This is a genomic window from Streptomyces roseofulvus (genome assembly GCF_039534915.1).
Classification (GTDB): Bacteria; Actinomycetota; Actinomycetes; order Streptomycetales; family Streptomycetaceae; genus Streptomyces; species Streptomyces roseofulvus.
The window spans coordinates 7,343,121-7,367,171 of sequence record NZ_BAAAWE010000001.1 but is presented as its reverse complement, the minus strand read 5'-3'; the positions used below and the strand labels follow the sequence as shown (position 1 = coordinate 7,367,171).

Sequence of the window (24,051 nt, the reverse complement as noted above, 5' to 3'; positions counted from 1 at the left end):
CGGACCGTTCCCGGTTCAGGCGCCGGGGGCCGCGGGGATCTGCTGGGTGATGCAGTGGACTCCGCCTCCGCCGTACGCGATCGCGAGCGCCCGCACCCCGACGACCTTGCGGCCCGGGTACGCCGCGGCGATGACCGCGAGGGCGGCGTCGTCCTGGGGCAGGCCGGCGACCGGGACGACGACGCCGCCGTTGGCCACGTAGTAGTTCAGGTAGGAGACCTCGACCTCGGCGCCGGCCACGGTGGCGAAGGCGGTCTGCGGGATCTCGACGATCTCGAACGGCCGGCCCTGGGCGTCCGTCGTGTGCTCCAGGACGGCGCGGTTGGCGCGCATCCGGGCGTGGTCGGGGTGGTCGGGATCGTCGGGCAGGGAGACGACGACCTTGCCGGGAGCCGCGAAGGCGCAGACGCCGTCGACGTGCCCGTCGGTCTCCGTGTCGAGCAGCCCGCCGTACGGAAGCCACACCACCTTGTCGACGCCGAGCTGGGCCTTCAGCTCCGTCTCGATCTCGTCGCGGCTCATCCCCGGGTTGCGGTTGGGATGGAGCAGGCACTGCTCGGTGGTGATGAGCGTGCCCTCGCCGTCGACCGTGATCGCCCCGCCCTCCAGGATCATGTCGGAGGCGATGCGCTCGATGCCGAGGTGCTGCAGGAGGAGGGCGCTGATCCGGTCGTCGGAGTCGTACGGGTGGTGCTTGCGGCCCCAGGCGTTGAACCGGAAGTCGACTCCGGCGCGGTTGCCCTCGCCGTCGAGCACGAAGAGCGGGGCGGAGTCGCGGAACCACGAGTCGTCCTGCGCCATCTCCACCACGGTGATGCCCGCGCCGCACTTCGTGCGGGCCTCGTCGCCGTGACCCGGCGGCGCCACCATGGTGACCGGCTCGAATGCGGCGATGGCGCGGGCGACGTTCGCGTACTCCTCCTTCACGTCGTCCAGCACGCTGCCCCACAGGTCCTCGCGGACGGGCCAGGCCATGAGGCACCCCTCGTGCTCGGACCATTCGGCGGGCATACGGAACGCGGTCATCTCAGGTCTCTTTCCTTTGGATTGCGGCATCTTCTTCCCGACTGAAAATTCAGTCAAGGGTCGAGGCATGCCTTGCTGGGACGGAGGAACTGGTGGGTCACAGGAAATACAGACGGCTCAGGGAGACCTGTTGCGCCGGCTCGGAACGCATCGGATCCCCGTCGAGGGTCACCAGGCCACTGCGCGGGTCGACGTCCACCCGGCCGAGCCGGGCGTTGCGGACCATGTCGGCCGGACCGATGCCACGGGTACCCCGGACGGCCACGCGCCGGCGCCGCGTGCCCAGCGTGTCGTACGGCGAGCCGGGCGAGCCCGACTCGGCGGCGGCGTTGCTGACGAAGGCGACGGACAGCTCGGCCGGGGCGGCTCCGTGAGCGCCGAAGAGGGGGCCGAGGACGAGCGGTTCGCAGGTGTCGGTGGCCGCGTTCGGGTCTCCGGTGACCCCGTAGGCGGGAAAGCCGTTCTTGATGACCATCTGCGGTTTCGCACCGAAGAAGGCCGGGCGCCAGAGCACGACGTCGGCCATCTTCCCGACCTCGATGGAGCCGATCTCGTGGGCGAGGCCATGGGCGATGGCGGGATTGATGGTGAGCTTGGCGATGTAACGGAGGACGCGCGCGTTGTCGTCGTGCGCGCCGTCACCCTCCAGGGGACCCAGCTCCGCCTTCATCTTCCCGGCCATCGCGAAGGTGCGTCTGACGGTCTCCCCCGCACGCCCCATGCCCTGCGCGTCGGACGAGGTGATCCCGATGGCGCCCAGGTCGTGCAGGACGTCCTCCGCGCCCATCGTCCCGGCCCGGATCCGGTCCCGGGCCATGGCGGCGTCGCCGGGGAGGTCGGTCTTGAGCGCGTGGACGGAGACGATCATCCCGTAGTGCTCGGCGACCGCGTCGCGGCCGAAGGGGAGCGTGGGGTTGGTGGAGGAGCCGATGACGTTCGGCACGCCGGCCATCTTCAGGACGTTGGGGACGTGTCCGCCGCCGCAGCCCTCGATGTGGAAGGCGTGGATCGTACGGCCCTCCAGGACGGCGAGGGTGTCCTCCACCGACAGGCACTCGTTCAGCCCGTCGCTGTGCAGGGCGACCTGGACGTCGTGCTCCTCGGCCACCCGCAGCGCGGTGTCCAGGGCGCGGGTGTGGGCGCCCATGTCCTCGTGAACCTTGAATCCGCAGGCGCCGCCCTCGGCGAGCGCCTCGACCAGCGGGGCTTCGTGGGAGGCGGATCCCCGGGCGAGGAAGCCGATGTTGACCGGCCAGGCGTCGAAGGCGCCGAACCCAAGCCCGAGGGCCCAGGGAGAATTCACGCCGACGCCCCAGCTGGGCCCGACCTCCTGGCCGATGATCGTGGTGACCCCGGAGGCCAGCGACGCCTCCATGATCCGCGGGGAGAGCAGATGGACGTGGGTGTCGACCGCGCCCGCGGTGGCGATCAACCCCTCCCCCGGGATCATCGTCGTCCCCGTTCCGACGACCACGTCGACCCCGTCGAGGGTGTCGGGGTTCCCGGCCCGCCCGATCGCGTGGATACGGCCCTCGCGGATGCCGATGGACACCTTGCAGATGCCGAGCACGGCGTCGATCACCAGGACATTGGTGATCACGACGTCACAGGTGTCGCGGACCGCCGCGGCCTTCAGGTGCATGCCGTCGCGTGCCGTCTTGCCGAAGCCCGCCAGGAACTCGTCGCCGTGCGCCTGCGAGTCGGATTCCACCCGGACGACGAGACCCGAATCCCCCAGCCGGACCCGATCCCCCGCGCGGGGGCCGTGCACGGAGGCGTACTCGTACGGGTCGATGTGCCGGCTGCCGCCCGGCGCGCAGTGGTCGCTGTGCCTGGTGGGTCTGCTCATGACTCCGCCCCTTCCGTGCCCAGGTAGCCGCAGGCGGCGGCGCGCCGCAGGGCTTCGGCCTTGGCGCCGGGCGCGTCCAGAGGCCCGTCGACGAGGCCCGCGAAGCCGATCGCGATCCGTTCGCCGCCGATCGGCACGAGCCCGACCTCGACGGCAGTGCCGGGGTCGAACCGGGTGGACGAGCCGGCCGGGGCGGCGAGCCGCATGCCGTACGCGGCGGCACGGTCGAAGTCGAGGCGTGGGTTCGCCTCGAAGAAGTGGAAGTGCGAGGTCACGCTCACCGGGACGGCAGCCGTGTTGCGGACCGTCAGGGTGATCAGCGGTTCCGGTTCCGGCAGGGTGCCGGTGTGGGGCAGGACCGCGCCGGGGGCGCCGGCGTCGTGCTCCACCTCGCCGAACGGGGCGCTGATCACGGCCAGTCTGGTGCCGTCGTCGAACACGGCCTCGACCTGGATCTCCGTGACGACGTCGGTGACGCCGGGAAGCACGTCGTCCGGGGCGAGCACGCGGCGGCCGCGGTCCAGTGCCTCGGCCAGGTGGAGGCCGTCGCGCGCGGCCTCGCACACCGTGTCGGCGATCAGTGCGGTGGCCTCCGGCACGTTGAGGCGCAGACCGCGCCCCAGTCGTGCCCGCGCGAGTTCGGCGGCCGTGAAGAGCAGCAGCCGGTCCCGCTCCGTGGGGGTCAGAGGCATGTCGCCCCCTTCCTTTTCCATGCTGGGGGTGGGTGTGAAAACAGAGTCGCACTGACTGAAATTTCAGTCAATAGTTGAGGGGGGATGCGGCCCCGTCGATCCCCACGAAGGTTCTCGGGGGGGGGGATCGACGGGGCCGGGTGGGACGGAGTGGAGACCTTGCGAGGGCCGCAGGCGGCTCCCGACGCCGACTGGTCGCGTCAGCGGCCGAGCTGCGCGATTTCGGTGTCGATGGCCTCGTTCATCAGGGTGCGCGCGTGGGAGATCTGCAGCGTGCCGCTGAGCCAGCGCATGCTCAGGCCCTCCAGGAGCGCGGTGAGCCGCTCGGCCGCGGCCGTGAGAGCGACCGCCGGAGCCATGGGCTGGACCTGGCCCAGCAGGGCCGCCACCTCCTGGACCCAGACCAGGGTGGCCTTGGCCAGGTCCTGGCGCAGAAGCTCGTCGAAGACGGCACTCGCCCGCAGCTCGCCCCAGGCCGTGCTGTTCTCCCGTACCTCGGTCGTGTCCTGGAGTTCCAGGAGGAGCGTCTCCTCCAGTTCCTCGCGGGGACCGAGCGGTTCGGCGTCGGGATCGCGTTGGGTGGTGTAGCGCTCGGCGCGGTCGTTGATGAACTCCAGCGTCTTGCTGAGGATGCCGGCGCGGTCCTTGAAGTGGTAGTAGATCAGCGCGGTGGACACGCCCGCCTCGGCGGCTAGCTCCTCCACGCGCAGGCCACGGACACCGCGCCGGGCGATCACCCGGGCGGCTGCTTCGAGGATCTGAGTACTGCGAGACGCCATGGCCCGAACCTTACCGGGCGCTTGCCGCGCCTGGGGCTGCGGCCTCGGGCCGCCCGGTCAGGCCGTCGGGGGGACGACCGGCTGCGACTGGGTGGCGCAGTGGATGCCACCGCCGCCGCTCGCGATGTTGTCGATGTCGAGCTGGACGACGGTCCGGCCGGGGTAAGCGGCCGCGAGGATCCCGTAGGCCACGCCGTCGGCGTAGCCGTCGCCGAACTGGGGGACGAGCACGCCGCCGTTCACGGTGTAGTAGTTGGTGTAGCTGGACAGAAAGGCGGTGCCCCTGCCGCGGATGAGGCGGCGGTCGGGGCCGGGGAGTTCGGTGAGGGCCAGCCGACGGCCCTGCGCGTCGGTCGCGCTCAGCAGGATCCGCTTGGTCTCGTTGTAGACGGCGACCCACTTGGGGTCGGTGCCGGGACCGGGCTGGTCGAGGATGACCTGCCCCGGCGCGACGAAACGGGCCAGGCAGTCGATGTGGCAGTCGGTGATGTCCTGACCGGCGAGGCCGGGCACCCAGATCACCTTGTCGATGCCGAGCGCCGACTTCATGGCCTGTTCGACCTGGTCCTGGGTCATGCCCGGGTTGCGGTTGCCGTTGACGAGCGAGCTGACCGTGGCGAGCAGGGTGCCCTGGCCGTCCGTCTCCAGTGAGCCGCCTTCCCCGACGAAGCCGGCCTGGACGCGCTGGACGCCGTACTGGCCGAGCAGGGTCGCCGCCGCGGCCGCGTCGTTCGCGTAGGGCTGCGCGTACGGTGTGCCGGTCTTGCCCCAGCCGTTGAAGTTGGTGTCCACGCCGGCGACGGCGCCCGGGGCGACCACGAAGGTGGGGCCGAAGTCCCGTATCCACAGGTCGTCGTTGGCGATCTCGACGACCTCGATGCCGTAGTAGGCCCCGGCGCCGCAGGCGTACCGGGCATCGGCCGCCTGCGCGGGGCGGGCCAGCACCACGACCGGCTCGTAGCGGGAGATGGCGTCGGCCACCCTTGCGATGTCGCGGCGGACGCCCTCGAGCTGCGTGGACCACACGGAGGACAGGGCGGGCCAGGCCATGAAGGTCCGCACGTGGCGGTCGGTCTCGGCGGGCATCCGCAGCGTGGCACCCGAAGGACTGGTGGCGGCGCGGGCCGCCGTGGGCAGGGTCGAGCCGAGGGCCGCGAGCGGCAGAGCCGCCGCACCGAGCTGGAGCAGTCGGCGTCGGGACGTCGTGGGTGTGTCCATGAGGGAGCTCCTACCTGTGCGAGAGGGGTGGTGCTCCCGGCATGGTGGCGCAGACTGAAAATTCAGTCAATAACTTCTACCGGACCATGAGCCCCTACCGATCCAGGCGGTAGTGCTCGAACGCCGCCCTGACCGGCCCGCCATCGGCGTGGGCCTCGATCAGCCGCACGACGACGATGTCCCGCCCGTCAGGGCTCCGGATGCAGAAGGCCCGCTCGTCGGGCAGGTCGGAGAAGGCGATCCGGGTCACCGGCTCCGTGTCGATGCCCCGGACGCACGCGACGGGGCCGAGCTCGTCCCCGGGGGCCAGAAAGGCGTCGCTGTCCTCGGGGAGGACGAATTCCGTCCGGCTGCGGGCCAGGTACCAGTCGGCGGTGTCCGAGGGCACGACCTTCCTGGCTCTCAGGTCGAACTCGTAGGTGGCGTCGGGCGAGGTCAACTCGACCTCCTTGCCGCCGGGCGCATAGGAGCCGGCGGCTGGATCCGCCGACGAGCCGTTCGGTCGCGCCGAGGCGTCGAGGAGGTACCAGGCCGCGCCGGCCGTCACGAGGGTCGCGAGTGCGACGAGTGCCGTCACGACCAGGCGTCGCCGGCCGCCCCGCACCCTGCGAGAAGAAGGCGCGGCAGGACCGATGCCCTGGAGCGGTACGGGCGGCGGCGCGGGCACGGCCGGGGGCGGCACGGCCGCGAGCGTGGGCTGCGCGTGCACGGGCGCCGTACCGAGAGGCCGTACCGCCATCTCGCTGCTGATCGACCGGGGCAACCACCCGTCACCGAACTCCGGGCGGGGCCCCACCAGCGGATGGGCGTGCACGGCCGCGATCAGGTCCACCGTGGCGGGCCGGTCCTCGGGCCGCTTGGCCAGGCACCACGCCACAAGGTCCTTCAGCTCGTGCGGTACGCGGGTGAGATCGGGCTGCTCGTGGACCACCCGGTACAGCGCCGCCGATTCCGGGCCCGCCCCGAAGGGGGCCTCGCCGCCCGCCACGTACGCGAGGAGCGCGCCGAGCGCGAAGACGTCGGTGGCCGGGGAGACCGGCCGCCCCAGGGCCTGCTCGGGGGCCATGAACGCGGCGGTTCCGATGCTCAGTCCCGTCCCGGTCAGCGCGGCGGAGTCGGCCGCACGCGAGATGCCGAAGTCGATGACGCGGGGGCCGTCTTCGGCGATCAGCACGTTGGCCGGCTTGAGGTCGCGGTGGACGACACCGGCCCGGTGGATCGCCTGCAGGGCCTCGGCGATGCCGGCCACGAGCAGCAGCACCGTTCGCACCGGCAGCGGGCCGTGGCGCTGGACCACCTGGTGCAGCGACGGGCCGGGCACATAGGCGGTGGCCAGCCACGGCGTCGGGGCGTCCACTCCCGAGGCGACCACCTGCGCGGTGAACAGACCGTGAATGCGCTCGGCGCTGGCCACTTCCTGCGCGAACCGCAGGCGGAACTCGGGATCTCCCGCGAACTCCTGTCGCACCACCTTCAACGCGATGGGGCGGCCTCCTGGGGTGTGGGCCAGGTACACCACACCCATGCCGCCCGAGCCGAGCCGGGCCTGGAGGCGGTAGCCACCGATCTCTCGGGGGTCGTCGGCGGTCAGCGCCGCATGAGCGGGCTGGGCGCCGGAAAGCTGATCGGACATGCGGTGGCTCTTTCGACGATGTGGAACGAAGGGCGCAGTTCGACCGCGCGACTGGCGCATAGTCGCCCTAACTAAAGTTTCAGTCAACATGAGACACTTCTGGTTCAGACCACCGAGAAGGGGGATGTGGTGAGGGACCGCCGAACGGCCATCCTGGAGGCCGCCGCCCGGGTCGTAGCCCGGCGAGGAGTACGAGGGCTGCGGATGGAGGAGTTGGCGACAGAGGCAGGGGTGTCCACCGCGCTGGTCTACTACCACTTCAAGGACCGGGCCGGCGTCCTGCGCCACACCCTGGAGTTCATCAGCGACCGGGCCGACAGGTACACGTCCGACGGAGACGGCGGCGGCGGACCGCTCGACGCCAGGGAGGAGCTGGAGCAGTCCCTGCTCCTTGAGTTCCAGGACCTTCCCGCGGTCCGCGAGAACAGCACGGCCTGGGGCGAGCTGCGGGCCAGCGCGGTCTTCGAGCCCGAGTTGCGCGGAGATCTGGCCAGGGCGACCCTGGCCTGGATCCACGACGTCGCCGACCTCCTGAGCCGCGTCCGGCCGACGGCTCCCGCGCCGACCCTCACGGCGTCCGCGGAACGGCTGACCGGCCTGCTGGAGGGGCTCAGCACCCGCTGGCTCAGCGGGGCGCTCCCCCTGGCCCACGCCCGGGGACTGGTGAAGGAGGCGGTCGCCGTCGAGATCGAGAGACTGGGACACCCTGAGATTTGACTGATTTTTCAGTCAGTGTCAGTGTGGCGACACGAAGGCGCATCCGGCCCGGCGGTGCCGCGGGTGAAGTGGATCGCGCGTGCACCCTGATCACGTGCGGCACGCCACCGACAGGACTCGCCTCACCCCGCCGCCCTCCGCCGGGTCCCTGGCCCCCACCCTCACGATCGGAGACCCCGATGTCGGACTTCCGCCCCTCACGCCGGTCCGCTCTGCGCGTACTCGCCGGAATCGGCGCACTCGCCCTCGGCACCACGGCGTGCGGCCCCGGCGATCCAGGCCTGTCGAGCACCCCGGGCACCCCCGGCCCGTCGGCCGCGCCCGAGGAGGCACGCCGCCTGGGCGCCGAGTGGGAGAGCCACGCCCGCACCTTCATGTCGTGGCCCGCGCTCGCGTCCGTGTGGGAGGACGACCTCCCCTACGTGCGGCAGGACATCGCGCGCGTGGCCCGGGCCATCGCGGAGTACGAGTACGTCGTGATGATGGCCCGCCCGGACCAGGTGGCCGCGGCTCAGAAGGCGTGCGGCAGGGACGTCGAGGTCATTCCGCTCGCCGTCGACGACCTGTGGGCCCGTGACACCGTGCCCGTCTTCGTCGAGGAGGGCGGAGACGTCGTCGGCGTCGACTTCAACTTCAACGGCTGGGGCGACAAGCAGGTCCACGACAACGACGGCCAGGTCGGCCGGAAGCTGCTCGCGAAGTACAAGATCCCTCGCGAGCAGGCGCCTCTCGTCGCCGAGGGCGGCTCCTTCGAGACGGACGGCGAGGGCACGCTCCTCATCACGGAGAGCTCGATCGTCAACGACAACCGCAACCCGGGCAAGTCCCGCGACCAGATCGAGGCCGAGCTCAAGGAGCTCCTCGGCATGGAGAAGGTGATCTGGCTGAAGGGCGTGCGGGGCGAGGACATCACCGACGCGCACGTCGACAGCCTCGTCCGGTTCACCGCACCCGGCGTGATCCTCCTGGACCGCGCCTTCCCCGGCATGCCCGCCGACTCCTGGTCCCGCTCCTCGGACCAGGCCATGGCGGTGCTGAGCGAGGCGACCGACGCGAAGGGCCGCCCCTTCGAGGTCATCGACCTGCCGCAGCCCGACCCCGACCGGATCAGCGGCTACAGCGACGACTTCCTCTCCACGTACGCGAACTTCTACATCGGCAACGACGCCGTGTACATGCCCAAGTTCGGCGACCGGAAGGCCGACGACCGCGCGCGGGGCATCCTCAAGGAGCACTTCCCCAAGCGGGACATCGTGCAGGTCAACATCGACACCATCGCCACCGGAGGCGGCGGCATCCACTGCGCCACCCACGACCAGCCCGGCAAGCCGGTCGACTGACCCCGATGCGAGAACCCTCCGTGTCCCCCACCCGACGCCGCGTACGGCCGCGCGGCGGGCTGGTCCCCGCCGCGCTCGCGGCCCTCCTGATCGCGGCGGCCGTCACCGTCGGCGCCTGGCTCCAGTTCGGCGAACGCCAGGCCCTGGACGAGGCGTACGGCGCGGGCTCTTCGGCCCCCGACCGCATCGACGTCCGGGCCTCGATCCAGCGCGTCGACGCCGCCGCCCGGGAGCTCACCCTGCGCGTCCTCGTCACCCCGCGGGGAGAACTGGCCGAGGCCGGCGGCGTCTCCCCCACCGAAGACCTGACGCTCCAGACGTCGACCTCCACCCGCGGCGACCTGTCCTTCAAGGCACACAGCCGTATCGCAACCGCCGACCTCGCCGTCACCATGACCGGCGGCTCGATCACGGACTACCCGTTCGACGCCTACGACGCGGCCATCGAGTTCAACGCCACGCAGGGAGGTGAGCCAGTCCCGGTCCGCGTGACGCTGACCAACAGCGACGCGCTCTTCACAGCTGGAGTCGACGCGACGGAGGTGCGGGGGACGGCGGTCTTCGACGTCACCCTCGGGCGCTCGAACAGCGTGCTGGTCTTCGCCGTCTTCATGATGGCCGCCATGTGGGCCCTCGCCGTCTCGGTCCTCATCGGCGCGTGGTTCCTGGTCACCCGCCGCAAGGGCCTGACCTGGCCCGCGCTCGGCTGGATGGCCGCCACGCTCTTCGCCCTGGCCGCCTTCCGCAACACGGCACCGGGCACACCGCCGATCGGCTGCCTCATGGACTACATGGCCTTCCTCTGGGCCGAGACGATCATCGCTTTCTGCCTCGTGACCACGGTCGTCACCGGCTTCACGGCCGAGCGTCGCTCATCGAGCACGGAGTAGTCGACGTGGAGGCCCACGCTCCGCCATGGCCCACGCAGGTCACGGTGCCGAGACCGCCGCGCTGCCACTGCCTGCGCTACACGGCCAGAGCACCTGATGAACCGTCAGTGAAGTCGGCAAGGGGTCAGCATTCAGCTGACCAGACCTGCTCGCACCCCAGCACGCTCCGAAAGCGCGCCCGCCGACTGCACGACTGCGGAAGGGGCTGCGACCCGTGCCCTCCCGCAGTCGCGACGAGAGCCCCGGCGAAGCCGAGCGCCCCTCGACTTCGACTCGACACAGAAGGGAAAGCCCAGGTCAGCGCACCCTCCCTCGCGCCTTCAGCGGCGTCGCCGGGACCTCCGGGGCGGGGAGGCGGTCGCCGTCGTACCCCTTCACCTCGCCGAAGCGGTCGCTCGCCGTCCAGTCCTCCCTCGCCTGGCGGATCTCCTCGTCCGTGCGGCCGACGAAGTTCCACCACAACACACCTCATTACGGCGTCCCCGCAGGTGAAAGCCACATCGACGCGGCCGAGGTCAGCAAAAGGTCAGCATTGTTCTCACTTCCGACCATCGCGGCGGTACATAGGGCGAGAGCCAGCCGGATTGCCTACCAGCTCCTGACGGCCTCTGCGGGCCTACCGGCAGGGAACCACGCTCGTCTGCGACTGCGCTCGTCCGACGCCAGATCCCCACGGCCCCGAGGGCATCGAGAGGAGGATGCGGGCAACGGGCCGGCTGTGGAGCGCCGGGGCTGAGCCGAACGGCAGACATCCTGCAAACCGGCGGCGTACGCGCCAGCTGTGTGCCATCCAGGTTCCCCGCCGACCGCTCGCTGCTGCTGCCCCACCGAGTGCAGGTCCTCGCACCCTGACAGGTGCTGCTCGGCGCCGAACTACGCCGCCAGGCCGATGTCCAAGATCTTGGCTGCGCTTCCGATCGACCCAGGCATCAGATGCCTGTAGGTCTTGAAAGTGACCTCAATGCTCTTATGACCCATCCACTCGGCCACGTCGGTGATGGGTATCCCATGGGATAGACAGTTAGAGGCGAAGAAATGACGGAACCCATAGAGGGTCATTCCTTCCGGTATCTGCACCTTCCCATCGGCCTTAATTCTCCGCCACCGGTTCTGCAGGACATGCAAAGAGAAGGCTCCAGACGGATCCTTTGGATTCCTGAGAAGATATCCATCGACAACCCCATATTTTTCCACAAAGCCATCGACTGTCGCCTTAACCCTCGCAGGGAGCGGAACATCCCGATACTGCCCCTTTTTTCGATGCTTGAGGGGCGCATAATCTCCTGTCGTCTGATTTACTTGCTCACGCACACGATAGACATCGTCAGCAACGATATTTTTCACGTTAACCGCCAGCGCCTCTCCGTTCCGGAGCCCGCACCCGCTCATCATGTCTGCCACGAGCCTAAACACGTCATCGCTGGCGGATCGGATCTCACGGAGCTCGCCGAGAGAGGGAATGACGGCGTGGCTGGGGTCATATTGGGGCGGCTTCACACCTTCTAGAGGGCTGTCCTCGTACAACCCTAGACGGTGCGCGTCAAGGAGGACCATTTTCAGTTTGTCAAACGCGTTCGATTGAGCGGCCAAGCCGACCCCATTGCGCTCCATGGACCGGATGAACCCCTCTACCACTTTATGGTCGAAGGAATCCATACGCCGACTCCCAAGCGCCGGCAGGAGGTGATGCTGCAATAGAGACTCGAGGTGACGCACAGAGGAAGGAGAAAGGTGACGCTGCCCTTCTTTCCACTCCGCAACATATTCCTCAAACCTCATATCGCCGTACTTTTGAATCCTCTCCCGCTTGCTCTGCCCTATACGCCGAGAGTTCTTTGCGTTATAGATCTCGGTAAGACGATCTATAGCCTTCTTCTGCGTCGGAAAGCCGGATTCTTCGACCTGTCTTCCCGTCGCATTTCGATATCGAATCTTGTACGGGTGCGGACACTTCGGCCAGCCAGGCTCGGAGTGTACGCACTCCTTAAAGAAGGTCCCCATACCGCGCACTAGCGCCCTGCTCAAGCGGTTCCCCCAATCTCATTTTTTCTAGCAACCGAAAGGATTTACGGCATTCGCCGCTGGTCAGCCCACCGCTTGACCTCATTTACTTCAAACTGGATCTTCGCGTTCCTCCCCGAACCGAATTTGTACCTCCGCAATCCGCACCTAGCCGAGTCGCGATAAACCCAGGAAAGTGACATGTTCAAGAATGAAGCCGTCTCACGGGCATCCATGTATCGCCGTTCCATGATTCTCCTTCTCAGTCGATTCAACACAGGTTCGGCTGCGAGGAGCCGACTCAGGAGGTAATGGTCTGCCACCTTCCCCGGTTTCGGAAACCGGGGAAGGTCCGCTATATTGCGCCCCGCGTTCAGCACCCCGTCAGGTCGCGAGGCTGTACCGGCAAACACCACCAGGAAGTTGGCGGCGGGACAGGAACCCGTCCTTTGCCAGACGCTCAAGGTCAACTTGGGCTGTCGACGTTGAACAGCCAACAGCTCTCGCTACCTGGCCAGCCGTCACTTCCGGGTGATTCGCCACCCACACAAGGGCCTTCTGGCCGCGCAGCAGAGCCTGCTGCTTCTGGGTAACGACGAAAAGCCCAGCAGCGCAGAGGCAAAGACATAGGGCAGTCGAGACGCTGACGAGGCCGCCCTGCAGCGATGCCGTAACGGCGTTCGTTGCCCCCATCGCGAAGAGGACGGGGGCAACGTATCGAAGGCATCCGAAATGGAGCAGGGGAATCTCCTAAAGGACTGAGGCCGCCAACTGGCGGCCGATGAATCGGAGGTGTGTAGATTGCCATCCGGATGCGCTCTATTCCAGTCCTGTTCCGAGGATCCCTGTCTGCCGAAAGCGATACCGGCTGTTGCCCGTTTTCTCCTACCGTCTGGGCGATCGCCATGTTCGCCACGTACGCGGTCTGTGAACGTCCCCGGGGCCCAAGGGCGGGCTGTAGGACCGCGGACCACTGGAGGCCGCTGACGAGCGAGGAGGTGTCTCTACGAATCGTGGATCAGGCTCATGGAACCGCAGGGCATCTTGGGCGGCGGTGGGCGGCGTTCCGCGACAACGTGGATCTCTGCGGACTTCCGGCATCGCCGACCTGGCTGCTGAAACTCCGCGACCCGACGGCGGCCCGCAGAACGGGAGCGAGGGCGCGGTCGAGACGATGCCCCTCGCGCTCCAGAGCACCCGCCCCGGCGCCACTCTCCGCCTCGCACGCTGTGGAGAAGCGCTGCGCTGCCTGCGCACGCTCTTCGGGAACCTGCCCGGCGTCGTTTAGATCCGCTTCTGATCGGAGAAGCATCGCCTCATGCGTGGAGGACGAGACCAGCGTTCGTCACGTTCTCCAGGCGGACCTCTGGGGGCTGTGTGCGGTGTGCCCCGTGCTGACACGGCGCACACCTTCTGTTCGTCGGGCACTCGCGTCAGCCTCGGAGGGCTGAGGCGAAGAGCGCGGGGAGGTCTTTCCAGTGGACGACATCACCCAGCCCACTCTAGGAAGCCCGCACCTGGCCGATGAGACGAAGGAGAGTACGAGTCGAGCCGAGGTTGGGCATGACATGGTCTGCCCCTGCTGCTCGTAGTTGCTCTTCAGTGGTGGTGCCTGAGGCGACCCCGATGACCCTGGCACCTCCTTCCAGACCGGTACGTACGTCTTCCAGCGAGTCACCCACGATCACGGTGTTCTTGCGATCGAATTGGTCCCCGTGCTTCGTGGCTGCCCGGTCTTGGGCGATGCGTACGAGAGCCGGGCGGTGGGGATCGTCGGACGCATAGCCGCCGATGTCGGTGTCGAGGTAGCCGATAAGGCCCAGCGCGGACAGCTTGGTCTCGGCGCTGCCTCGCAGGTTTCCCGTGACGACGGTCGGGATCAGGTGCTCCGTCTGCTGAACCGCGGCCAGCGCGTCCACGGCTCCGGGCATGATGACCCCCTCGGTGGCCAGCTGCTCCCGGTGGCCGGACAGGCGGTCGGGGAGCTCGGCGACGATGCGGTCCGCCAGCATCTCCACGCTCTTCTCGGGAACGTGGTTGACGCGCAGGAGCTCACGGACTGCCAGGGGCATGGTGACTCCGGTGCCGCGGGCCGGCAGAGCGGTCGGGGGGCGACCGACAACGCTGGTGAAGCTCTCCCGGTACACACGCCGGTCGATGTCACCGGTGTAGACGAGGGTGCGGTCAATGTCCCACAAGACCAAGATCATGCGGCACGCTCGCTCATGACGGCCTGACCGCGTTCCAGAAGGTCTCGGACGGGAGCCACCGAGGCGTAGCGGCGGGCTTCGGCGAGCATCGCGTCCAGATTGTCGTCCAAACGTGCGGAGCGGACTCCGGTGACGAGAGCGAGGACCTCGTGTCCGGTCGCGGATCCGGCGTCGACGTCGCCGGCGCGCATCTGGGCGGTGGCGGCGCGGGAGAGGAACTGGGCGCGGGTGCGGATCTCATCCGAGCTGAATGCGTTGCGGGCGTCAGCGAATGCCTGGGCGGCCTGGTCGGGGCGGCCTAGATCGAGCAAGCAGCTGGCTGTCTGGCCCATGATCTCGCCGGGGTTGATCCAGTAGAGCCAGCGGGGGTCGTCCTCGCCGCGCCCCTGGGCACACAGGGCCTGGGCCTCCTCCAGGGCGATGCGGGCCTGGCGTTCCTCTCGCAGACGGGCGTGCCCGCGGGCCTGGCGGGTGAGGAGCATGGCGTGCAGGGCGGGCGCGTCCTGGTCGGCGATTACCTGGCGGGCGGTGCGCGCGGCGGTGATCGCGTCGCGGGGGTCGCCCACGGAGTAGCCGTGGATGGCGACGAAGGACAGCGCCCCAGCACGCAGCCTGCTGTCGCCACTGGCATGGGCAGCGCGCAGGGCCCCGAGGAGAAGGTTGCGGGCGACGTCGTGAGCGCCGCTGTCGAAGTGGTACCAGCCGGTCTGGATCGCGGTGTCCGCAGCCACCGCCGCGAGGCGCCGGCCGGTCGCCTCGGTGAAGTCCCCTTCCTTCAGAAGCCGGAGGAGGACCTTGAGGTGTGCCGTGGCGGCTCGGGCGAGGTTGCCGCTGCCGTGGTTGGCATCGGCCTGACGCAGAGCGTCGGTGGTCGACTGCAGGCTCGTGAGGAGCTGGTCGGAGACGCTGATTCCGTTCCGAGCGGTGGAGGCCACGGCCTCAGGAGGGGCGATGGCTGCTTGCAGGATGTACTGCGTGAGGCCGGCCCCACCCAGGGCGATCACACTGCGGCGGTTCAATCCGGTCATGGCTCCTCCGACGGCTGCGTCCAGTGACGTCACCATACGAGCCGTCGTCCACGGCAGGGCCGGGTCGATGGCAGCGCTGAGCCGCTGCGATTCAGCCTGCGCGAAGGGGGTCAGGAGGAGCGGGCGCAGGTCGGCAGGAAGCCCAAGTCCGGTCAGAAGGTCGATGATCGCCTCTCGGCCGTTAACCTGTTTGAGACCGCGCTCCACATCCGAGATGTAGCCCTGGGTCAACCCGGTCAGCTCGCGTACTGCTTTCTGGGAGAGCCCGGATCGGCGACGGACAAGGCGTACGACAGTCCCGAAATCCCAGGCAGCAAGGGCCTTGTGTACTTGCTCGTCGCGCCAGGCCCGGTCCGGGATCGTCGGTGCCTCATCAGTCCGAGCGCAGGCAGCGCACCGCGTATCCGGGTTATACCGGCTGATCGGCAGCCCGCACCGCACACACATCCGCCCAGGCGCCTCTGACATGGCCACCTCAGCTCCCCTGGTCGTGATCCAGCTCGCCCCAGCCGTGAGAACAGGCTAGGCGGAGATCGATATCGCCGCAGCGATATCGCTGCGGCGGTGCCCTGCCAGTCGGCTCGACTCCAAACTCATGGCACTGAATCCGTTACTCCCCGTTGAACTTTGTTGCTTCCAGGCCGTTTTGATCCGCTGCTTCAGAAAGGTGATGCCCCATGAGACGAGGACACAGGGCCGTGTCCGCATCACGTGGCAGGCGTCTTCGGCACTCGAACCAAGTCCTGGTGGCAGGCCCCAGGAGTACGTACGACCAGGTCACCGTCGCGGCCGACCTGCTGCGCGCACTGGTGTCCACCAGCATCTATCCCCTGATGTCGTCCCTGCCCGTCCAGCCGGATCTGTCCCGGCTCCTCGCTGCCGAGAGGTCGGTCGTCAGTCGGGCTCTGCACCGGCTGCACGAGGAGGGGTACCTCTCCGTCCAGCACAGCAGGCGATCAGTGGTCCGCCCGGTGCCGCCGGCCCCGGTGAACGGGCCGCCCACGGTGGAGGACTTGGTCGGGCGGCTGCGCAGTGCGGCGCCGTCCGGTACGGATCTCGACCGTGCCGACTTCCGGAAGAGCTGCCGCCGGGCCAAGGTCTGGTGGAACCGTCGCTCAGTCCCCGACGCCGAATTGCTCCGAGAGGTACGCCAGAGCCTGGTCGCCTCCGCCGCAGACCTCCTGCCGCCCGCCGCCCGCCGGCACCCGGACGCACACGCCGTCCTCGGGTACACCGTCACCGCCGCGCTGCACGACTGGCCGGCGGAGCGGGAGATCGAGGTCTGGCGGCTGGCGTGCGTGGCCACCGCCGTCCTGGACGTCCTCGACCTCGCAGGGGATGCCGCGTGAGCGCCGACCGCCTGCACCAGACCCGGAGCGTGATGAGTACCGCCCCGATGCACCCCCACCTCGCGCGCGAGCTGGTCGCCCGGGCGAAGGAGGCTGACGAGCACTGGGCCCGGCTGGCCCGGATGCAGCCGGCCGACCAGCAGATCGGCGCGGCCCGCCACATCGATCACGGCAACGCCGCGGTCCTGGCGCGAGCCGTCGCGGACTACGGCTGGCCGGGCGTGCCGCTCGTCGGCGAGGAAGGTGCGAGGGCCGCGTGGCGTCTCGCCCTTCGCGCCGACACCCGGGCCGACGTCCAACGGCTCGCCTCCCGGCTGATGTACGACGCCGTGGACCGGGGCACCGCCTCCCTTCGGCAGTGGGCTCACCTCTACGACCGGTGTCTCGTGAACGCCGACCTGCCACAGCTCTACGGCACCCAGTACCGTCTCGGCCCCGACGGGCCCCAGCGGCAGGCGGTGTCCGAACCGGCCGGCGACCTCGACGCGCGCCGGTCCGCGGTGGGACTCCCGCCCGCCGGCCTCGCGCTGCGCAGACTGCGCGACCGCCTGACAGCAAGCCCGTGCTTCGGCGACACGGCACCCGCTGCCCTCGTGGGCGCGGCATGACCGCCGCTGCCGCTCCGGACGCAGCCGTGAGCCTCCGGAAGAAGGCGCGGGCGCTCGCGGAGGAGGTTCTGGCGTGGGCGCCGGACGGTGAGGACCGGCCGTCGCTGGACCGGGCCGTCGCCGCGGTGCACCAGCTCAACGCGTACGGGGAGCGTCTGCGCGACGCGGTCCAGGCCGGTGTGCGGCCGGACTCTCCCGACCGCACGCTGGCCGTCCTCGGCGAGGCGCACGGGCGGCTCGGCCAGCCGCTGACGTCCGCGGTGCCGCCGTTCGTCCTCACGACCGGCACCGTCGTCCGCCGGGCGCAGAACCTCGCGCGCCTCGTTACCGGGCTGCTGTCCGCCCTGGACGCCGGCCCTTCCACTCCGCCCGATCTGGGCGGAAACACCACCAGCACCCCTTGAGAGAAAGGACTTTCCGATGAAGCTCGGTACCGCGGCGGTACTGCTTGCGGGCGCGGCTGTGGCCGGCGTCGGTGTGGCCCGCCTGCGCCAGGAGGCGAAGCACCAGCGGGAGCGGGTCGACATCGCCCTCGCCCGCAACCAGCTCGACTGGCTGGAGAAGGTCTCCACGGACCCGCCGTGGCGGCGATGTGGGCGCCCGCCGGCATGAAGGCCGAGGAGTACATGGGGCTGATGTCCGCCAACCACCTGATCTGCACTCTCAGCCTGCGCGACCGGCTCGGCCGCGTGAGCGGGCGCCAGCTCCGCCTCTACGCCTCGATGATCATGGGCAACGAGACGGCCCGGCGGTACTGGGACCGGTTCGGGGACCTGCGGATCCGGGAGGCCCTGGGAGACCCGCGGGCCGAGCGGCTGAACGACGCCCTGGAGAAGGCCGCGGCCGAAGCCGTACGGGCTGCCGAGCGCGAGACCCAGCCCGCCACCGCCTGACGCGGAGGGGACGTCCCGCGCCGTCCTGACGGCGCGGACCTGAACCGGGGCCTTCCTCGCCCGAGGGAGGCGGCGCACCCGTCCGCGCCCCGGCCGCACCTCCATGGGGGAGCTCGCGGCCGGCCCTTCCCCCTCACCGGTACCGGGAGCCTGGGGCCGACACGGCATCCCCCACCCCAAAAGCACCCCTTTTGCACCGATATGACTGTCAGCCGAAGCGGGGGCGGTGTTCTGGCCGCCCGCTTCGTGTGGCAGCCGCCAGCAGACACGGAGGAGAGCGATGACCTTGTGGGGAGCCCTGTTCGTCGCCGGGTTCTGCGGCGCGGTCCTCTTCCTCGTGGAGATCGTGCCCCGCCTGCCGGGCCGGCGCCGCGCCGACGCGGGGACAGCGCCACCACCGAATGACCAGCACGCCCACGACGACCAGAAGGGAGCGCCTTGACCATGAGGTCCTCTTCGACGATGCGCAGAAGCACTCGCACGGCGCTCTCCGCAGCGGATCCCCGTATGCCCGCGCCCGGCCGGGCAAGATCCGGTACGCCACAGCTCCCCCGCGTCCGCGGAATGGGAGCGGGGCCCGACCAGCCGATGCTCCTCACCCTGCGCGAGGAGCTGCGCTCGGGCGTCTGGCGGCCCGGGACGGTGCGTACCCAGACCGGCCTGCGGACCCGCTTCGGCGAGACCCACCTCATGACCACGGCCGTGACCCGTGTCCTGCGCGACGAGGGCCTGGTCACGCTCGACGGGTTTCCCGGTGTGCGGGCCCTCGGGCCCGAAGGCCAGCCGGCCCACCGCACCAGCACCGCGACCGACGAGGTCGTGCAGGCGATCCGGAAGCGGCTCACCGACCACACCTACCAGCCCGGCGAGCAAATGCCGCCCCAGCAGTCCCTCGCCATCGAGTTCGACACGTCACGGACGACGATCCAGCTCGCCTTCCTCCAGCTCACGCTGGAGGGGCTGCTGCGCCGCCACCAGGCGGCCGAGAGGCCCGGGACGTACGTCCTCGACCCGTCCCGGGAGGCCCGGGAGGCTCTTCTCCTGGCCGATCTGCAGGTGGCGATGCGTCGGGGCGGGTGGACGTGGGCGGAGTACCCCGACGTCGTCGAGCGCGCGCTGCACGTTCTCGTCGGCTCCGCCGCACGAGCGGGGGCTGAGCCGTGACCGACGCCTTCACCGTGATCGCCGCCCTGCTGCCGCTCGGCCTGGCGGGTGCGAGCGCCCGGCACAGACAGAAGAAGCCGGCGCCTGCCTTCCAGACCAGGCGGAACGGGTTTCCGTCCTGCACCGGCTTCCTCGCCGACCGCGCCGCCGCCCCGCTCTCGACCTCGGAGTGACCGTGTTCCTTCTTCCTCTCCCCCGACCGGCGGACCCGGCCGTCGTACGGACGGCGACCAAGCTGAAAGAAGACCTCGCCGCGCTGCGGCAGGTGACCCACCGCCGCGCCTGGCCGGCGGCGGCCGTCGCGGAGGCGCACCACCACATCTATGCCTCGACGCAGCCGTGGCTCAGCCTGGCCCGGACCCGGCGCGACACGACGGACTCGCCGGCCGACCGGGCCCGGTGGGACATGTGGATCGCGGCGCTCACCCCGCCCGAGCAGTCGGTCCGGGGCACCTACGCCCAGGCGTGCGTCCTCGTCGGCCAGGGCCGGGAGATGCTGCGGGCGCTGCGCGAGACGCTCGCCCCCTGCCCCTCGGTCGGGACGGTCGCCAACGAGATCGAACGGCTCATCCGGGCAGGGGCGCTGAAGCCCGCCGCCCGGGTTCCCCGCAGGTCGCTGGCCAGGCGCCTTCGGGTGCCGGCCGTGTACGTCGACCTGGCGCTCGCGGACCTGGCCGCGAGGAAGCTGGTGGAGATCCGCGCCAGCGGGAGCGCCGTCGTCCTGGACGCCGCCGCCCGCGTGAGCGCTCCCGGTCTCCAGCAGGACCCCGCTATAGACGAGACCTCGGTGGGAGCGGCATGACCACCCTCACGCCCTCGCTCGTCACGGCTTCTCTGCCTCCCCTGGACCGGCAGGTTCTGGAGCTCATCGCCGAAGGCCACAGGGATCCGGAGGTGGCGGCCCGACTCAGACTGGGGACCGTCGCGCGCGTGCGGTCCCGGCTCGACCAGATCGCCCGCCACTTCGGTCTGGAGGCCGCAGTCCGGCCGCAGCTCGTCCACCACGGCTACGCCTGCGGCGCTGTGCCACCGCCCCCTCTGCTCCACCCGCTCCTCCTGGACGCGGACGCGTTCGACCTGGTCCGTACGCTCGCCGCCGGCAAGACCCTCACCGCCTACGCACGCCAGCGGGGAACGGCCTCCCACCAGGCCACTTACCTGTTGGAGAAAACCTCCGCCAGGCTTGGGGCGACGACGCGGCCCTCGCTGATCCGGCACGCCTGGCAACGGCAGATCCTCGGCCCCCGCCCGTTCGCCGCCGACCTCGCCGCCCTGCACGCCCAGCGCCCGCGTCCGCCGGAGACCGGGCGGTGGCTGATCGTGCCCCTGCTCAGCGGCTACCGCCTGGCGGCCCCGGCCACCAGGCACTCCCCCACCCGGCACCTCGACATCGCCGACCGCGAGGAAGCGCTCGTCGCGGCCCGCTTCCTCGCCGACCGCGAGGGCTACGCCCCCCTGTGGATCACGCAGCCCACACAGCCCGGCCGCCCGTACCGCGTGAGCTGGGGCCGGCGGACCGCGGCGGCCCAGCCGCGGCACGGCTTCGCCGCCGAACAGGTCCCAGGCCCCGATCACCGCCGGTCCGCCTGACCCCCAGCCGCGTCCGGTCTCGCTCGCCTCTGTCCCCTTTTTCTCGTTCAAGGACTGCCTCATGTGCCAGCACCAACCCGCCTGCCCCACCGCTGACTCCGCCGACCGAGAGGCGGCCAAGCCGGTCGCGAGCCACCCCGAGCAGGGCTGGACCCTGCTGTGCAACGGCGTCCTGCTCTTCGAGGACACCGGCGAGCTGCTGCCCGACGGCCGGATCATCGCCCCGCACCGCCCCACGACGGCGGTGGCCGCGTGACCGCCCTCCCCTACATCCCCCGCCAGCACACCGCCGGCCACCCGCTCGCAGCCGGCCCGCGGATCGAGGACCACGGGCTGCTGAGCGACCAGAAGGGCAGCGCCCTGGTCCGCCGGGACGGCGCCGCCGTCTGGCTGTGCATGCCGCGCTTCGACTCCCCCGCCGTCTTCGCCAGCCTCCTGGGCACCGAGGACCACGGCTTCTGGCAGATCGCACCCGCCGCGCTCATGGAGGGCACCGCCGTCCCTGGCTCGGGCCGCCGGTACGTGGGCAACTCCCTTGCCCTTGAGACCACGTGGGTCTGCGACACCGGCACGGCCACCGTCCGCGACTTCATGGTGCCCGGCGGCGGGTCCCCGCGCCTGGTGCGGATCGTGACCGGCGTGACCGGCAAGGTGACCATGCGGTCGCTGCTGCGGGCCCGCCCGGACTACGGACGCACCGTGCCCCGGATCAGCGTCTTCGACCGGCGGCACGCGATCGACCTCCCCCAGGGCGAAGACGCCCGGCTGTGGCTCGACGCCGACGCCCATGTACGCGTCGAAGGCGCCGATCTGGTCGCGGACTTCACCGTCGCCGAAGGCGAGTCGGTCGCCTTCGGACTCTCGTGGCGGGAGGGCGTGGACAGCCCGCCGCCCGTCCCCGTCGATGACGCCCTGCTGCAGTTCACCCTCGATTTCTGGGAGGCGTGGGCGGCCCGCTGCACCTACACCGGACCGGACCGCGAGGATGTCGTCCGCTCCCTGCTCACCCTGGCCGGGCTCATCTACGCCCCGACGGGCGCGATCGTGGCAGCTCCGACCACCTCGCTGCCGGAAGAGATCGGCGGCACCCGCAACTTCGACTACCGCTTCGGCTGGCTGCGCGACGGCGCCTTCGCCGCTGGTGCCCTTCGCCGGTACGGCTACCTGCGCGAGACGTTCGCCTGGGCGATGTGGGCGGCGCAGGCCGTCAGCAGCGCCGGCCGCCTGCAGATCATGTTCGGCGTCGGCGGCGAGACGGAGCTGCCCGAGCGCGAGCTGGACTGGCTGCCGGGATACGAGGCATCGACGCCGGTCCGCATCGGCAACGCCGCCGCGAACCAGCTCCAGGTCGACGTCTACGGCGAACTCGCCATCGAACTCCACGAGCTTGCCCTGGCCGACAGCAGCTGGGCCCGGCGTCTCGGCTCGCTCGTCGTCACGCTCGCCACCGAGCTGGAGCAGGTCTGGGACCAGCCGGACTCGGGCATCTGGGAGATGCGCGGGCCCGAACGGCACTTCACCCACTCCAAGCTGATGGCCTGGGCGACCATCGACCGTGCCGTCCGCACCATCGAGGCCGGCCACGCCGACGGCCCCCTGACCCGGTTCCGAGAACTGCGCGAGAAGATCCACGCCGAGGTGTGCGAGCACGGCTACGACGCCGACCGCAACGCCTTCACCCAGTCGTACGGGTCACGGGAGCTGGACGCCTCGCTCCTGCACGGCTTGCTCGCCGGTTTCCTGCCCGGCGACGACAAGCGTTTCATCGGGACCGTCGAGGCGGTCCAGCGCGAGCTGGGCACTGACGACGGGTTCCTGCTGCGCTACCGGACCCACGCTGGCGAGGTCGGGCCCGACGGCTTCGCCGGTGAAGAGGGCCGGTTCCTGATCTGCACGGGGTGGCTGGCCGAGGCCCTCGCCCGGATCGGCCGGCCCGACGACGCCCGCACCGCCCTGGCCAGCCTGCTCGCCGTCCGCAACGGGCTCGGCCTGCTCGCCGAAGAGTACGACCCCTATACCGGCCGCCAGCTCGGCAACTTCCCGCAGGCGTTCAGCCACATCGCCCACCTCGACGCGACCGCCGAAATCACGACCCTCGAAACCTGCAGCATCGCCGAGCCGGCGGGAGCGGAGTCGTGACGACCAGGGCCCGACCTCGTCCGGTCCTGAGCCGCTGGGACATGCCCCACTGGATGCCGGACAGCAGCCATACCCTGCCCGCCCGCTGCGACGAGGACTTCACCGCGATCCGCGTCCCGGCCGACCTCGCCCGCCCGGCGCTGACCGCGCTGGGGCCGCGCACCGGCCCCGTCCTCGCCAACCGCACCACGCGGACCTGGCACTTCCTCCTGCCGTCCGACTCCATCCTCCCGGCCGACTGGCCCCACGGCGTGCGGGTCATGCCGAAGGGCAGGTCCATAGGCATCCCCCCGCTGACCACGACCGGCGGCCTGGACGTCCACTGGGCCGTGCCCCCCGGCCAGGGGGTCACCTCCCCCGCCGACCTGCACCGCGACCTCCGGCTCCTGACCGCCCGCGCCGCTCCCGCGCCAGCCGAACCGCCGGCCGCTGCGACGGCGCCGGTCCGCACCGCCGCCCCGGCCAGGCCATCCCCGCTCACCTCGGCCCAGCTGCGGGTCGGACAACTCCTGCTCACCGGGGCGTCGGACGCGCAGATCGCCGAGGAGCTGGGCCTGCCTGTCGGGATCGTCCGCCGGCACCTGACCTCGATCGGCCGCCGCTTCGGCGCCCCGACCGCTGCCCGCAGGGCCACCGCCCTGCTCGCGGGCGGCCACGTCTCTCCACCTCCGGTGTCGATGCTCGCCCCGGACCTCACCGAGACCGACCTCGCCGTCCTGCGCGTCCTCGCCGGCCTCACCACGGAGGACGACCTTCCCCAAGACCTTCGGCCCAGCGGTCTGTTCCTCGACCGCGTCGACGAGCTGCGTGAGCGGTGCGGCGCCCGCAGCGACCAGCACCTCATCGCCCTGGTCGCCTTCCGGGAACTCCTGCCCGACCTCATCGCCCCCACGTCTGCCTCCGGAAAGGAGCAGCTGCCGTGATC

General features: G+C 70.3%; 25 protein-coding genes and 1 pseudogene. 16 read left to right on the top strand and 10 right to left on the bottom strand.

Annotation, left to right across the window (positions count from 1 at the left end; genetic code table 11):
- Positions 1-15: 15 nt before the first annotated feature.
- The 6 genes from ABFY03_RS33910 to ABFY03_RS33885 form a co-directional block, all read right to left on the bottom strand.
- Complete coding sequence (locus ABFY03_RS33910) at positions 16-1,026, bottom strand: agmatine deiminase family protein (protein ID WP_346171749.1); 1,011 nt, start codon at positions 1,024-1,026, stop codon at positions 16-18.
- A gap of 97 nt (positions 1,027-1,123) precedes the next feature.
- Positions 1,124-2,875 carry an urease subunit alpha gene (locus ABFY03_RS33905; protein ID WP_346171748.1) on the bottom strand — a complete coding sequence of 584 codons (1,752 nt, stop codon included), beginning with the start codon at positions 2,873-2,875 and terminating at the stop codon, positions 1,124-1,126.
- Positions 2,872-3,567 (bottom strand): urease subunit gamma, encoded by a 696-nt coding sequence (gene ureA, locus ABFY03_RS33900; RefSeq protein WP_346171747.1) that lies wholly within the window; start codon positions 3,565-3,567, stop codon positions 2,872-2,874. Before ureA ends, ABFY03_RS33905 begins: the two co-directional genes overlap by 4 nt.
- 200 nt (positions 3,568-3,767) lie before the next feature.
- Positions 3,768-4,346, bottom strand: a complete 579-nt coding sequence (locus ABFY03_RS33895) for a TetR/AcrR family transcriptional regulator (protein ID WP_346171746.1) — start codon at positions 4,344-4,346, stop codon at positions 3,768-3,770.
- Between the two features lie 57 nt (positions 4,347-4,403).
- Positions 4,404-5,564, bottom strand: a complete 1,161-nt coding sequence (locus ABFY03_RS33890; protein WP_346171745.1) for an agmatine deiminase family protein — start codon at positions 5,562-5,564, stop codon at positions 4,404-4,406.
- A gap of 94 nt (positions 5,565-5,658) precedes the next feature.
- Positions 5,659-7,197 (bottom strand): serine/threonine-protein kinase, encoded by a 1,539-nt coding sequence (locus ABFY03_RS33885; RefSeq protein WP_346171744.1) that lies wholly within the window; start codon positions 7,195-7,197, stop codon positions 5,659-5,661.
- A 126-nt stretch (positions 7,198-7,323) separates the two neighbouring features.
- Here ABFY03_RS33885 and ABFY03_RS33880 point away from each other — a divergent pair, with 126 nt between their 5' ends.
- From ABFY03_RS33880 to ABFY03_RS33870, 3 genes are all read left to right on the top strand, one after another.
- Positions 7,324-7,914 (top strand): TetR/AcrR family transcriptional regulator, encoded by a 591-nt coding sequence (locus ABFY03_RS33880; protein WP_386723583.1) that lies wholly within the window; start codon positions 7,324-7,326, stop codon positions 7,912-7,914.
- A gap of 179 nt (positions 7,915-8,093) precedes the next feature.
- Complete coding sequence (locus ABFY03_RS33875) at positions 8,094-9,254, top strand: agmatine deiminase family protein (RefSeq protein WP_346171742.1); 1,161 nt, start codon at positions 8,094-8,096, stop codon at positions 9,252-9,254.
- Between the two features lie 20 nt (positions 9,255-9,274).
- Positions 9,275-10,144: a DUF4436 family protein gene (locus ABFY03_RS33870; protein ID WP_346171741.1), complete on the top strand. Its 870-nt coding sequence runs from the start codon at positions 9,275-9,277 to the stop codon at positions 10,142-10,144.
- A gap of 297 nt (positions 10,145-10,441) precedes the next feature.
- Here the strand turns inward: ABFY03_RS33870 and ABFY03_RS33865 are convergent.
- The 4 genes and pseudogenes from ABFY03_RS33865 to ABFY03_RS33850 form a co-directional block, all read right to left on the bottom strand.
- A pseudogene (locus tag ABFY03_RS33865) lies at positions 10,442-10,609 on the bottom strand (pirin family protein); the annotation flags it as partial.
- 408 nt (positions 10,610-11,017) lie between these two features.
- Positions 11,018-12,145, bottom strand: coding sequence for a tyrosine-type recombinase/integrase (locus ABFY03_RS33860; protein ID WP_346171740.1), 1,128 nt, complete (start codon positions 12,143-12,145; stop codon positions 11,018-11,020).
- Positions 12,146-13,647: 1,502 nt separating this feature from the next.
- A complete protein-coding gene (locus ABFY03_RS33855; protein ID WP_346171739.1) occupies positions 13,648-14,355 on the bottom strand; it encodes an HAD family hydrolase in 708 nt (235 codons plus the stop codon).
- Positions 14,352-15,830: a helix-turn-helix domain-containing protein gene (locus tag ABFY03_RS33850; protein ID WP_346172349.1), complete on the bottom strand. Its 1,479-nt coding sequence runs from the start codon at positions 15,828-15,830 to the stop codon at positions 14,352-14,354. The genes ABFY03_RS33855 and ABFY03_RS33850 overlap by 4 nt, the downstream gene beginning before the upstream one ends.
- Before the next feature lie 299 nt (positions 15,831-16,129).
- On the opposite strand from ABFY03_RS33850, the gene ABFY03_RS33845 reads away from it, so the two are divergent.
- The 13 genes from ABFY03_RS33845 to ABFY03_RS33785 all read left to right on the top strand — a co-directional run bounded on the left by ABFY03_RS33845 (position 16,130) and on the right by ABFY03_RS33785 (position 24,049).
- Positions 16,130-16,732, top strand: coding sequence for a hypothetical protein (locus ABFY03_RS33845; RefSeq protein WP_346171738.1), 603 nt, complete (start codon positions 16,130-16,132; stop codon positions 16,730-16,732).
- Entirely contained in the window at positions 16,729-17,340 is a 612-nt protein-coding gene (locus tag ABFY03_RS33840) for a DUF6624 domain-containing protein (protein WP_346171737.1), read from the top strand. Before ABFY03_RS33845 ends, ABFY03_RS33840 begins: the two co-directional genes overlap by 4 nt.
- A 26-nt stretch (positions 17,341-17,366) precedes the next feature.
- Positions 17,367-17,744 (top strand): hypothetical protein, encoded by a 378-nt coding sequence (locus ABFY03_RS33835; protein WP_346171736.1) that lies wholly within the window; start codon positions 17,367-17,369, stop codon positions 17,742-17,744.
- Between the two features lie 16 nt (positions 17,745-17,760).
- Positions 17,761-17,952: a hypothetical protein gene (locus tag ABFY03_RS33830; protein ID WP_346171735.1), complete on the top strand. Its 192-nt coding sequence runs from the start codon at positions 17,761-17,763 to the stop codon at positions 17,950-17,952.
- On the top strand, positions 17,931-18,233 hold the full coding sequence (locus ABFY03_RS33825) for a DUF6082 family protein (RefSeq protein ID WP_346172348.1): 303 nt from the start codon (positions 17,931-17,933) through the stop codon (positions 18,231-18,233). Before ABFY03_RS33830 ends, ABFY03_RS33825 begins: the two co-directional genes overlap by 22 nt.
- A gap of 280 nt (positions 18,234-18,513) precedes the next feature.
- Positions 18,514-18,675 carry a hypothetical protein gene (locus ABFY03_RS33820; RefSeq protein WP_346171734.1) on the top strand — a complete coding sequence of 54 codons (162 nt, stop codon included), beginning with the start codon at positions 18,514-18,516 and terminating at the stop codon, positions 18,673-18,675.
- A gap of 122 nt (positions 18,676-18,797) precedes the next feature.
- Complete coding sequence (locus tag ABFY03_RS33815) at positions 18,798-19,397, top strand: winged helix-turn-helix domain-containing protein (protein WP_346171733.1); 600 nt, start codon at positions 18,798-18,800, stop codon at positions 19,395-19,397.
- Positions 19,394-19,570 carry a hypothetical protein gene (locus ABFY03_RS33810; protein ID WP_346171732.1) on the top strand — a complete coding sequence of 59 codons (177 nt, stop codon included), beginning with the start codon at positions 19,394-19,396 and terminating at the stop codon, positions 19,568-19,570. Before ABFY03_RS33815 ends, ABFY03_RS33810 begins: the two co-directional genes overlap by 4 nt.
- 2 nt (positions 19,571-19,572) lie before the next feature.
- Entirely contained in the window at positions 19,573-20,199 is a 627-nt protein-coding gene (locus ABFY03_RS33805; protein WP_346171731.1) for a hypothetical protein, read from the top strand.
- Positions 20,196-20,987 (top strand): hypothetical protein, encoded by a 792-nt coding sequence (locus ABFY03_RS33800; protein WP_346171730.1) that lies wholly within the window; start codon positions 20,196-20,198, stop codon positions 20,985-20,987. The genes ABFY03_RS33805 and ABFY03_RS33800 overlap by 4 nt, the downstream gene beginning before the upstream one ends.
- A gap of 61 nt (positions 20,988-21,048) precedes the next feature.
- Entirely contained in the window at positions 21,049-21,243 is a 195-nt protein-coding gene (locus tag ABFY03_RS33795) for a DUF5999 family protein (RefSeq protein ID WP_346171729.1), read from the top strand.
- Between the two features lie 14 nt (positions 21,244-21,257).
- On the top strand, positions 21,258-23,126 hold the full coding sequence (locus ABFY03_RS33790; protein ID WP_346172347.1) for a glycoside hydrolase family 15 protein: 1,869 nt from the start codon (positions 21,258-21,260) through the stop codon (positions 23,124-23,126).
- Positions 23,123-24,049 (top strand): hypothetical protein, encoded by a 927-nt coding sequence (locus tag ABFY03_RS33785; RefSeq protein ID WP_346171728.1) that lies wholly within the window; start codon positions 23,123-23,125, stop codon positions 24,047-24,049. Before ABFY03_RS33790 ends, ABFY03_RS33785 begins: the two co-directional genes overlap by 4 nt.
- The last annotated feature ends 2 nt before the right edge of the window (positions 24,050-24,051 follow it).